We start from the raw sequence: 10,590 nt of genomic DNA on the forward strand, positions 1-10,590 counted from the left end.
CGACTTTGCGCCGATGATAGTGGACGGACGTCTGTGAAAGTAGGTCATCGTCAGGCTCTTATTGCTCAAACCCCCGCTGGTATCCCCAGCGGGGGTTTGTCTTTGCAGTTCTGTCTTTGTACGCGCGGAAAACGTAAAGCCCACCAGGCAGACCTGGTGGGCTTTTTCTCTTTATGCGCGAACGCAAGCCTTTCCTGCGCAATCGTCAGCAAATAACAACGTAACGCCCGCGTGGCCGCGACCATGCTCGCTCGCTTTTCGATGTGGGGTAACATTGTCCGGCACTATTTCGAAGGAGCAGCATCGTGAGTGACCCCCAGATCCCTGTCACCTCCAACGGCCTCGATCTGCGCACGCTGACGCATGTCGCATACGGGTTGTTCGCGCTTGGTTTTCTTACCGGTGGCCTGCTTTGCATGGCGACCATCGCGGGCGTCGTGCTGATGTACGTCAAGCGCGCGGACACCGCGGGTACCTTCTATGCCAGCCATTTCGACTGGCTGCTGCGCACGTTCTGGTGGGCCCTGCTGTGGCTGGCCATCAGCGCCATTGCAACGCTGATCTTCCTGGGTTGGATAGGTGTGGCAGCTACCGTCGTCTGGGTGCTCTATCGCCTTATCAAGGGCTGGCTTGCCTTGCTGGAAGGACGCGGCCCCGCGGCCTACGCGTGATTGGCTGAAAGGAATATGCGAAAAGAAAAATGGCTGGCGCAATGCCAGCCATTTTTTTTATTCGTTTCGGCAGGAGTGCCGCAGCTGCGCAACGGGCAGCATGCAGTGCACGACTCCTGCTGATTTCGCTTGACGCGATTTACTTCAAGTGCGCATTGACCAGCTTGGTCAATTCGAACATCGACACCTGGTCTTTACCAAACAGCGGGCGCAGCTTGTCGTCAGCATTGATATTGCGCTTGTTGCTGGCGTCTTGCAGGTTGTGCTTCTTGATGTATTCCCAAATCTTCTTGGTGACCTCGGTACGCGGCACAGCCTCGGGGCCGATGACGGCAGCCAAGTCCGCGCTGGGGGTCAGCGGCTTCATGAACGCGGCATTCGGCTTGCGGGCAGTCGCGGTTTTGGAGGGGGTGGCCATAATCCGGCTCTCCTTCTCTGAGTGTTGGAAAAATGAATCCTGCGGCCGGAGCATAACGTGTCTACGCAGCAAAGACAAAGGCATTTATGGTCTGTAGCAACTAAAATCACCTCCGAATCTCTTCAACTTGGATTTGTGTAACCTTCATCCATGTACCCACGCACACCATTGGAATCGATCCGGCTTTTTCACGACGAATTGACCGCGATACGCCGGGATTTGCATGCACATCCCGAATTGGGCTTCGAAGAAGTGCGCACGTCGGGCATTGTTGCCGGCGGCCTGGAAGCCTTGGGCATCGAAGTTCATCGCGGCATCGGCAAAACCGGGGTGGTGGGCGTCATTCGCGGCAAGGGCAACGACAGCGGCCGCATGATAGGCTTGCGCGCCGACATGGATGCCTTGCCGATGACCGAGGACAATGCCTTCGGCCACCGCTCGACCAAGCAGGGCTTGATGCACGGCTGCGGCCATGATGGCCATACGACCATGCTGCTGGGCGCGGCGCGCTACCTGGCACAGACACGCAATTTCGACGGTACCGCGGTACTGATCTTCCAGCCGGCCGAAGAAGGCCGCGGCGGTGCCAAGGCCATGCTGGAGGACGGCCTGTTCGATACCTTTCCCTGCGACGCGATCTACGCCCTGCACAACTGGCCGGGCCTGCCGCCCAATTCGGTCGGCATCAATCCCGGCCCCATGATGGCCGCGGCCGATCGCTTCGAGATCACCATCAACGGCCGCGGCGGGCATGGCGCGCATCCCTACCAGACCATCGATCCCGTGGTGGTGGCGGGCCACCTGATCACGGCGCTGCAGACCATCGTGTCGCGCAACGTCAATCCGCTGGATTCCGCCGTGCTGTCGATCGGTTCGATGCAGGCCGGCAATCCGGGGGCGATGAGCGTGATTCCCCGCGAAGCCAAGCTGGTCGGCACCGCGCGCACCTTCCGCAAGACCGTGCAGGAATTGCTGGAAAAGCGCATGCGGGAATTGGCGACGTCCATCGCCGGCGCGTTTGGCGCGACGGCCGAGGTGCAGTATGAGCGCATCTACCCCGCAACGCTCAACACGCCGCAGCACGCCAACCTGGTCGCCGACATCGCCACCGAAATGATAGGCAAGGAAAACGTGGTGCGCGATCTGGTACCGTCCATGGGGTCGGAGGATTTCTCCTTCATGCTGCAGGCCCGGCCGGGGGCGTATTTCCGGCTCGGCCAAGGTGGCGCCGAATCCGGCTGCACGCTGCATAATTCCCACTTCGACTTCAACGACGCGGTGATCCCGCTGGGCAGCGCGATGTTTTGCGCCCTGGCCGAGCGCGGCATGCCCCTGTCGCAGTAAAGTCTGGAGAAGGGCGATTCAGGAAGACCCGTTCGGGTAAGACCTTTCGGGAAAGTCCGTCCTGGTAAGACCGCTCATCCGACCTCTTTGCAGCCTCGCCAACGCCATGGCGGGGCCGAAACCTCAAACCGCCATGCGCGGCTGTATTGAAGAATCCAAGCTTATGACTACCTCCACGCCCGCGCTCCTGACCATCACGCGCCCCGACGACTGGCACTTGCACGTGCGCGACGGCGAGGCACTGCAAGCCGTGGTCCCCGATACCGCACGCCAGTTCGCTCGCGCCATCATCATGCCCAACCTGAAGCCGCCGGTGACTACCACGGAACAGGCCGCGGCGTATCGCGAACGCATCCTGTCCGCGCTGGCCGCCGCCGGCGTCGCACCGAATGCGTTCAAGCCCTTGATGACGCTATATCTGACTGACAATACGCCGGCGGAAGAAATCGTGCGCGCCAGCGAATCGGGATTCGTGCATGCCGTGAAGCTGTATCCGGCAGGCGCGACCACCAACTCGGCGGCTGGCGTGACGGATCTGCTCGGCAAATGCCGCCCGGCGTTGGAAGCCCTGCAAAAACAGGGCATGCCGCTGCTGGTGCATGGCGAGGTGACCGACCCGGCCACCGACGTGTTCGACCGCGAAGCCCTGTTCATCGACCAGGTGATGCTGCCGCTGCGCAAGGCCTTTCCCGAATTGAAGGTGGTCTTCGAGCACATCACGACCAAGGAAGGGGCGCACTATGTGCGCGATGCCGAAGGTCCGGTCGCCGCCACCATCACGCCGCAGCACTTGCTGTACAACCGCAATGCCATTTTCACCGGTGGCGTGCGGCCGCACTACTATTGCCTGCCCATCCTCAAGCGCGAGGTGCACCGGGCGGCGCTGGTCGAGGCCGCCATCAGCGGCAGCCCGCGTTTCTTTCTGGGCACCGACAGCGCGCCGCACGCGCGCGGCTTGAAGGAACATGGTTGCGGTTGTGCCGGTTGCTATAACGCCTTGCATGCCATGTCGCTGTATGCGCAGGCTTTCGACCTGGCGGGGGCGCTGGACAAACTGGAAGGATTCGCCAGCCACCATGGCGCGGACTTCTACGGCTTGCCGCGCAATCGCGATACGCTGACCCTGATCCGCAAGCCCTACACCATTCCTGAAGAAGTGCCGTACGGCGCGACCACGCTTGTCCCTCTGGCCGCAGGCGAAACGCTGGATTGGCAGGTGCACGCGTAAGCAGGATGCTCGCGGCACCTTGCGGCACCTTGCTTCAGCCGTCGCGCCGCGCTTCCAGCGCTTCCCAGCGCTCCAGCTTGGTTTCCAGCTCTTGCTCGATGGCCGCTATGCGTGCGTTGATGCGGGTCACCTCGTCGGGCGCATCGCGATAAAGCGAGCCATCGGCAAGCTTGGCGGACAATTCCGCCTGCTCTGCCTCCAGCGCGGCGAGGGCGTCGGGCAGGCCGTCCAGTTCGCGCGTTTCCCAACTGCTCAGGCGAGCGGTCTTGGCCGGCTTGGGTTTGGCCGGCGCCGCTGCGCTCTTGTCCTGCGCGGCCGGCTCGGCGGATGAAGCGGACGAGGCGGACTTGCCCTCCGGCTTGGCTTCCGTTTCCGGCGCAATCACACGCCGCTGCGCCAGCCAGTCGTCATAGCCGCCGACGTAGTCGTTCCAGATGCCGGGGCCATCGCTGGCGATGGTCTGCGTCACCACGTTGTTGAGGAATTCGCGGTCATGGCTGACCAACAGCACCGTACCCGTGTATTCCTGCAGCAGCGCTTCCAGCAGTTCCAGCGTCTCGATGTCCAGGTCGTTGGTCGGCTCGTCCAGCACCAGGACGTTGGCCGGCCGGGCGAACAGGCGCGCCAGCAGCAGGCGCGCGCGTTCGCCGCCCGACAGGCTGCTGACGGGCGAACCGGCGCGCGCGGGCGAGAACAGGAAGTCACCAAGGTAGCTCATGACGTGCTTGCGCGTGCCGCCGATTTCCACCCATTCGCTGCCCGGGCTGATGACGTCGGCCAGCGTGTCGGTTTCATTGAGCTGGGAACGCATCTGGTCGAAGTACGCTACTTCAACGTTGGTGCCCATGCGTACCGTGCCGCTATCCGGCTGCAGGCGGCCCAGCATCAGCTTGAGCAGCGTGGTCTTGCCGGCGCCATTCGGTCCGATGATGCCGATGCGGTCGCCGCGCAACAGGGTGGTGGAGTAGTCACTGACCACGTTGCGGCCTTCGAAGGCCTTGCTGACGTGCTCCAGTTCAGCCACCAGCTTGCCGGAGCGATTGCCCTCGGCCAGCGCCAGATTGACGTTGCCCTGGCGTTCACGCCGCTCGGCGCGTTCGTAACGCAGCTGTTCCAGGCGGCGCACGCGGCCCTCGTTGCGGGTGCGGCGGGCTTCGACGCCTTTGCGTATCCAGACTTCTTCCTGCGCCAGCAGCTTGTCGAAACGGGCCTGTTCCAGCCGTTCCGACTCCAGCCATTGCGCCTTGCGTTCCTGCCACTGCGAAAAATTGCCGGGGAAGCTGAGCAGGCGGCCCCGATCCAGTTCGACGATGCGCGTGGCGATGGCATCGAGGAAGCGGCGATCGTGGGTGATGATGACGGCGCTGCCTTTCCACCCGCGCAGCAGGTCTTCCAGCCAGGCGATGCCGGTGAAGTCCAGATGGTTGGTGGGTTCGTCCAGCAGCAACAGGTCGGGGTTGCCGGCAAGCGCGCGCGCCAGGGCGACGCGCTTGCGCGTGCCGCCGGACAGGCCGGCGATAAGGGCGTCATTGGGCAGGCCCAGTCGTTCCAGCAGCGCCCGCACGCGCGAGGCGCGTTGCCAGTCTTCGTGGTCTTCGTCGGTACTGTTGACCACGTCGAACACCGTCATGGTCTCGTCGAGCTCGGGTTCCTGCTCCACCGTGGCCACGCGCAGGCCGGCGGCGCGGGCGACGTCGCCGTCATCGGGCTGGGTGCGGCCGTCGAGCAGGCGCAACATGGACGACTTGCCCGCGCCGTTGCGGCCGATCAGGCCGATGCGTTCGCCGCCAAGAATGGAGAAGTCGGCATGGTCCAGCAATGGGTGGTGGCCGTAGGCCAGCTGGACGTTGGTAAAGGTGATGAGCGTGGTGGGGGCCATGAGCGCCGAGGCAGGTGCGTGCAAAGCGCTATTGTCGCAGGAAGCCGGGGCGCCCGCCCGAGGCGGGCCTCAGGCCGGCGGTCGTGGCCCGAGACGCTCGGCCGGGGCCTCATGGCCCCGGGCCATGGCCATGGCCCGAAGCCGAGGCCCCTGGACCGCATTGTGCGTGACTGCACGGATGCTCAATGTGTGGTGGCGGGCGCTGCTGCCGTCCCGGCACCTTGCGCCTGCGCCTGCGCCTGCGCCACCGGTGCCGGCGGCTTGCTGGGGTCGTAGTAGCCGTCGGTCAGCGTATTGAGGAAAGCGACGACGTCGTCGATTTCCGCCGGCGTCAGCGCCGGCTTGTCGCCGGGCTTGCCGCCGGGCTTGCCGCCGAAGGGCGGATCCATATTGACGTTCTCGTGCATGCTGGCCGAGGACAGGTCGTTGAACTTGGCGATGCTGCCGTCGGTATTGCGCGGGTACCACTTCTCCGGATTGGTATCGCGCGTGACGTACCACTCGACCACCTGGTGCAGATCGTGGAACACCCCATTATGGAAAAAGACCTTGCGCGTGCCGACATTGCGCAGCGTGGGCGAGCGGAACAGGCCGCAGTATTCCGGATGATCCGTCAGGTCCTTGCGCAGCGGACCGCACAGCCCCTGGTCGAAATACGCGGGGTTCTTATTAGCAGGAATCGCAGGATTGCGCGGCAAGCCCAGGCCGATCAGGCCGAAGTCGTTGAAGACGGGCAACTGTCCCGGCACGGCGAAGCGGTGGCAGCTTGCGCAGTTGCCCTTGTCGGCGGCCTCGAACAACCTCGCCCCTCGCATCTCCTGGTCGGTGAGCTTGGTCAGGCCGCGCACGGCGGCGTCGTACTTGCTCGAAAACGGGAAGAAGAGCCGTGCGTCGTTCTGGTAATACTCAAGCGCCTGGGTGATGGCGTGGAATGCCTTCTCGTCCGTATCGAACACATGGCCGCCGAATAACTTGCGGATCGTGTCGGCATTCGGACTCTTGCGCACGTTCTCGACGATGCTGGCGATATCCGAGTTGGCCATCTCTTGCGGATCGAGCAGCGGAATGCGCGCCTGCGCGCTCGCGTGGTCGACACGGCCGTCCCAGGTCAAGCCGCCGGTGGGGCCGGCATCGGTGGTGTTGTCGCCTTCTTCTTCAGAGTCGACGAAGTGTTCATCGAAGTTGGGTACCGTCTCCAGATACATAAGGGACGGCACGGCACGCACGCCCGGGTGCTTCATGTCCGGGCCGCCCAGTTGTACCGACAGGTCATTGGGCGGACCGTAATGATTTTCCGGGCTATGACAGGTGGCGCAGGATTGCTGTCCCGATGCCGACAGCGTCTTGTCCTTGAACAACAGCGCGCCCAGATTGGCGATGTCCGCTGCGCGTTGCCTGGCGTAAGCCCGGTCGTACGTCACCGGCGGTTCCGGGAATTTATCGTAGACGCTTTGCTGGCCAGCGGCGGCGGTCGTGGCAGGGGCGGACGTAGCCGCCGCCGTGGCCGGGGCAGCGCCCGTGGCCGCTGGCGTGGAACCGCTCGTTGTCGCCCCCTGGCTGCGTTCACCCCACAAGGCCAGCGCTCCGCTGATACCGATTGCCAGCATCGTGGCCACCACGGTGCACAACACGCCGCGCCAGTGCAGGCGGCGGGAGGGAAGGGAGACGGTGTGACGAACCGTGGGGCGTGAAGGCAAAGGCATGTCGTGGCAGCAGAGCGGCGGAGGGAGCCGTGGCGTAAATCGCCGCGGCAAAGTTGCCGTGGTCAACGTTGATCGGGATGGCCCACGCGCCAGACGGGGAAAAATCGAACGCGCGAATCACGGGCCTGCCTGCTTACTTATCAGGCAGGCCGCGGTCCGCAGCGTAAACAGCCAATATTTCAGGTTTGCTCAAGTCCGTTGACTGAAGTCTGAATGCCTATACAGCGCAGCCCTGAATTTTCTTCATGCATTCAGATTTCTTTAAGCGCTTGTTCACGAAGTTCACATCGTTGAACTTCAACATAGCGGCGCTCGATGTCCGGACATCGAATACTTCCCCCGCACAAGAAAGAGGAAAGCCCTAAATGAAGAACACGCATAAGATCATTGCGCCGTTGGTAGCCGTGGCATTGGCCACCGGCCTGGCCGCCTGTGGCGGCAGCAGTGGCGATGACGACGATACCCCGTCGACGCCCGTTACGCCGCCTGTAACGTCCACCCCCGCCCCCACGCAGGAAGAGCTGGCCACCAAGGCCGTGGACAACATCCAGAACGTCGTGGTGATCTACGCGGAAAACCGCAGCTTCGACAACCTGTACAGCGACTTTCCCGGCATCGACAGCCCGCTGGCGACCGCGACGTACGAGAAGCAGGTCGATCGCGACGGCACCACGGTGCTGACCTCGCTGCCGCAAGTGTGGGCCGGCCTGACCGTCCCCGCCGCGCAATTCGACACGACCGTGCCGACGGTGACGACCACCCAGACCACGGGCATGGTCAACGCGCCGTTCGCCATCAATGAAATATATCCGGGTGTCGACATCAACGCGGTCAACGCGGACATGTGGCACAACTTCTACCAGAACCAGATGCAGATCAACGGTGGCAAGAACAATATGTTCGCCGCCTGGGCCGACAACGGCGGTGGTCTGGTGATGGGCCACTTCACGGGCAATGCCACCAATCTGCCCCTGTGGAAAGTGGCGCAGAAGTACACGATGGCCGACCATTTCTTCATGGGCGCCTTCGGTGGTTCCTTCCTCAACCACCAATACCTGATCACGGCCGCCGCGCCGGTCGATCCGATCACCACGGCGAACGTGGGCAAGGTCTCCGTACTGGACGATGGTCCGCAGGGCTACCACCTGACCGTGAAGCCTGCCTCCGCCGGCGTCTCGGCGCTGACCACGAGTGCCGCGTCGATCTTCACGCTGAGCGGCGCGCTGACGCCTGACGGCTATGCCGTCAACACCATGCAGCCGCCTTACCAGCCCAGCGGCGTCGCACCGGCGACGGTTTCGGGCGCGACCCCCGAGCCTCTGCTGGCCGACCAGTCAAACACGGGCGTGCTGCCGCCGCAATCCGGCCCCACCATCGGCGACTACCTGACCGACAAGAACGTCGAGTGGGCCTGGTACTCGGGCGGCTGGGCCTTCCAGACGGCGCGTGCCACGAATCCCGCCGGCTACGTCGGTTCGGATTACTCCGGCACCGGCCTGCAGGCTGACGGCAAGACCGCCTTCGTCAATTTCCAGTTTCACCACCAGCCCTTCAACTACTTCAAGCGCTTCGATCCGACCACGGCGGCCGGGATCGCCGAGCGTGCGGATCACTTGAAGGACGGCGGCGTGAACGGCGAGCAGTTCATCGCCGATATCCGTGCCGGCAAGCTGCCCCCGGTGGCATTCTACAAACCGGTCGGCAACCTGAACGAGCACAGCGGCTACGCCGACGTGAAGCGTGGTGACCAGCACATCGCCGACATCATCGCCGAACTGGAAAAGAGCCCGCAGTGGGGCCACATGCTGGTCGTCGTGACGTATGACGAAAACGGCGGTATCTGGGATCACGTGGCACCGCCCAAGGGCGATCGCTTCGGGCCGGGTTCGCGCATCCCCGCCATCGTCGCCGGCCCGACCGTGCGCAAGGGCTATGTCGACCACACGATGTACGACACCACTTCGATCCTGCGCTTCATCACCCGCCGCTGGGACCTGCCCACGCTGCCGGGTCTGCAGGTGCGTGAAGATGGCCTGAAGGCCAACGGTGTGGACCAGGGCGACCTGAGCAACACGCTGGACACGAGCGCCACGGCGTCGTAATCCCGCGCGAGCGGGGGCCAGTCCTGCTCCAGCCAAAGCCGTTCCCCGTCCCCCGACGGGGAACGGCTTTTCCATGGCTTGCTGAAGCGGCTTGCTGAAGCGGCTCGCTGAAGCGGCTTGCCTAAGCCGGGTACAATGCGCTCCGCAAGACGAATCGGGCAATCGCGGGGCGCTCACGCGCTTCGAGGAAGGTCCGGACTCCATAGGGCAGGGTAGCGGCTAACGGCCGTCCGCCGGGCCGGTGGCAACATCGGCAAGGTGAGGAACAGGGCCACAGAGACGAGTCTGCGAAGCGGGCGGGAGGCAACTTCCGCACAGGCACGGCCACTCCGTGTCGCGCCGGCCGGTAACGGCCGGCGGCATCGCAGGGTGAAACGCGGCAACCTCTACCCGGAGCAACATCAAATAGGCATGCGCACGGTCTTCGGATCGGGAAGGGCGGCTCCGTTCGAGCATGCGGGTAGGTGGCTAGATCCGGCCAGTAATGGCCGGGCCAGAGGAATGATTGCCCATCGGGGTTATCCCCGGTGTACAGAATCCGGCCCATAGATTCGTCTTGCCTTGCTTTCCACTGAAATCGACACAAGTAAGGCGAGGAAGTTACCTTTTAGCGCCGAAGTCTCATGTAGGACTTTGATTTCAGACGACAACCCCCTGATTTATCAGGGGGTTTTCTTTTGTGCTCAACGGCGGGTTCGGCTAAGTCCTTGTTGTGATTGAAAAAATTGTGTCGCTCTGCTTGACCGCGCATTAACCATCCCGTAGAGTGGGAAAAAGTAGGTTTTTGTGCAATTAAGTGGGGGAGAGGGGTGTTCCAGGGAAGCAGCGCGTTAACGCTGGATGCGAAGGGTCGGGTGTCTATCCCGACTCGGCACCGCGACGCCCTGACGTCCCAGGCGGAAGGCCGCCTCACCCTGACCCGTCATCCAGACGGCTGCCTGTTGATGTATCCGCGCCAGGAGTGGGAGAAGAAGCGTGAGGCAATCGCTGCCTTGCCCATGTCCGCGCGCGCATTGCAACGACTGCTGCTGGGAAATGCGCAGGATGTGGAGCTGGACGGCTCGGGCCGCATTTTGATCGCGCCGGAGTTGCGCAATGCCGCTGGCATGACCCGCGAAGTGATGATGCTCGGCATGGGCGCGCACTTCGAGTTGTGGGATGCCACTGCATTGGCCCGCCGTGAGGCGGAAGATCTGGCGCAGGGCATGCCGGACGTTCTCAACCAGTTTTCTTTCTGACGCGGGC

General features: G+C 63.3%; 8 protein-coding genes and 1 other RNA gene. 6 read left to right on the top strand and 3 right to left on the bottom strand.

The window, feature by feature from the left end:
* The first annotated feature begins 305 nt into the window (after positions 1 to 305).
* Complete coding sequence (locus tag CEY05_RS22325) at positions 306 to 671, top strand: hypothetical protein (protein ID WP_088599476.1); 366 nt, start codon at positions 306 to 308, stop codon at positions 669 to 671.
* A 139-nt stretch (positions 672 to 810) separates the two neighbouring features.
* Here the strand turns inward: CEY05_RS22325 and CEY05_RS22330 are convergent, their stop codons facing one another.
* On the bottom strand, positions 811 to 1,089 hold the full coding sequence (locus CEY05_RS22330; protein WP_088599477.1) for an SWIB/MDM2 domain-containing protein: 279 nt from the start codon (positions 1,087 to 1,089) through the stop codon (positions 811 to 813).
* A 150-nt stretch (positions 1,090 to 1,239) separates the two neighbouring features.
* Between CEY05_RS22330 and CEY05_RS22335 the strand changes: the two genes are divergently transcribed.
* Both CEY05_RS22335 and pyrC read left to right on the top strand, forming a co-directional pair.
* On the top strand, positions 1,240 to 2,433 hold the full coding sequence (locus tag CEY05_RS22335; protein ID WP_088599478.1) for a M20 aminoacylase family protein: 1,194 nt from the start codon (positions 1,240 to 1,242) through the stop codon (positions 2,431 to 2,433).
* A gap of 163 nt (positions 2,434 to 2,596) precedes the next feature.
* On the top strand, positions 2,597 to 3,661 hold the full coding sequence (gene pyrC, locus CEY05_RS22340) for a dihydroorotase (RefSeq protein ID WP_088599820.1): 1,065 nt from the start codon (positions 2,597 to 2,599) through the stop codon (positions 3,659 to 3,661).
* Between the two features lie 34 nt (positions 3,662 to 3,695).
* Here the strand turns inward: pyrC and CEY05_RS22345 are convergent, their stop codons facing one another.
* Entirely contained in the window at positions 3,696 to 5,540 is a 1,845-nt protein-coding gene (locus CEY05_RS22345; protein WP_088599479.1) for an ATP-binding cassette domain-containing protein, read from the bottom strand.
* Between the two features lie 182 nt (positions 5,541 to 5,722).
* Positions 5,723 to 7,243 carry a cytochrome-c peroxidase gene (locus CEY05_RS22350; RefSeq protein ID WP_198952875.1) on the bottom strand — a complete coding sequence of 507 codons (1,521 nt, stop codon included), beginning with the start codon at positions 7,241 to 7,243 and terminating at the stop codon, positions 5,723 to 5,725.
* Between the two features lie 365 nt (positions 7,244 to 7,608).
* Between CEY05_RS22350 and acpA the strand changes: the two genes are divergently transcribed.
* The 3 genes from acpA (at position 7,609) to mraZ (ending at position 10,583) form a co-directional block, all read left to right on the top strand.
* The gene (gene acpA / locus CEY05_RS22355) at positions 7,609 to 9,345 is read left to right on the top strand and encodes an acid phosphatase (protein ID WP_088599480.1); all 1,737 of its coding nucleotides are present in this window, start codon (positions 7,609 to 7,611) and stop codon (positions 9,343 to 9,345) included.
* A gap of 146 nt (positions 9,346 to 9,491) precedes the next feature.
* Positions 9,492 to 9,907, top strand: an RNA gene (gene rnpB, locus CEY05_RS22360) — RNase P RNA component class A.
* 247 nt (positions 9,908 to 10,154) lie between these two features.
* Complete coding sequence (gene mraZ / locus CEY05_RS22365) at positions 10,155 to 10,583, top strand: division/cell wall cluster transcriptional repressor MraZ (protein ID WP_057655355.1); 429 nt, start codon at positions 10,155 to 10,157, stop codon at positions 10,581 to 10,583.
* Positions 10,584 to 10,590 lie beyond the last annotated feature (7 nt).

It is taken from the genome of Achromobacter sp. HZ34, assembly GCF_002209485.1.
GTDB lineage: Bacteria > Pseudomonadota > Gammaproteobacteria > Burkholderiales > Burkholderiaceae_B > Bordetella_C.

Coding starts and splice junctions, on each gene's coding strand:
- CEY05_RS22330 (WP_088599477.1), bottom strand. CDS start 1,089: ATGGCCACCCCCTCCAAAACCGCGACTGCCCGCAAGCCGAATGCCGCG.
- CEY05_RS22335 (WP_088599478.1), top strand. CDS start 1,240: ATGTACCCACGCACACCATTGGAATCGATCCGGCTTTTTCACGACGAA.
- pyrC (WP_088599820.1), top strand. CDS start 2,597: ATGACTACCTCCACGCCCGCGCTCCTGACCATCACGCGCCCCGACGAC.
- CEY05_RS22345 (WP_088599479.1), bottom strand. CDS start 5,540: ATGGCCCCCACCACGCTCATCACCTTTACCAACGTCCAGCTGGCCTAC.
- CEY05_RS22350 (WP_198952875.1), bottom strand. CDS start 7,243: ATGCCTTTGCCTTCACGCCCCACGGTTCGTCACACCGTCTCCCTTCCC.
- acpA (WP_088599480.1), top strand. CDS start 7,609: ATGAAGAACACGCATAAGATCATTGCGCCGTTGGTAGCCGTGGCATTG.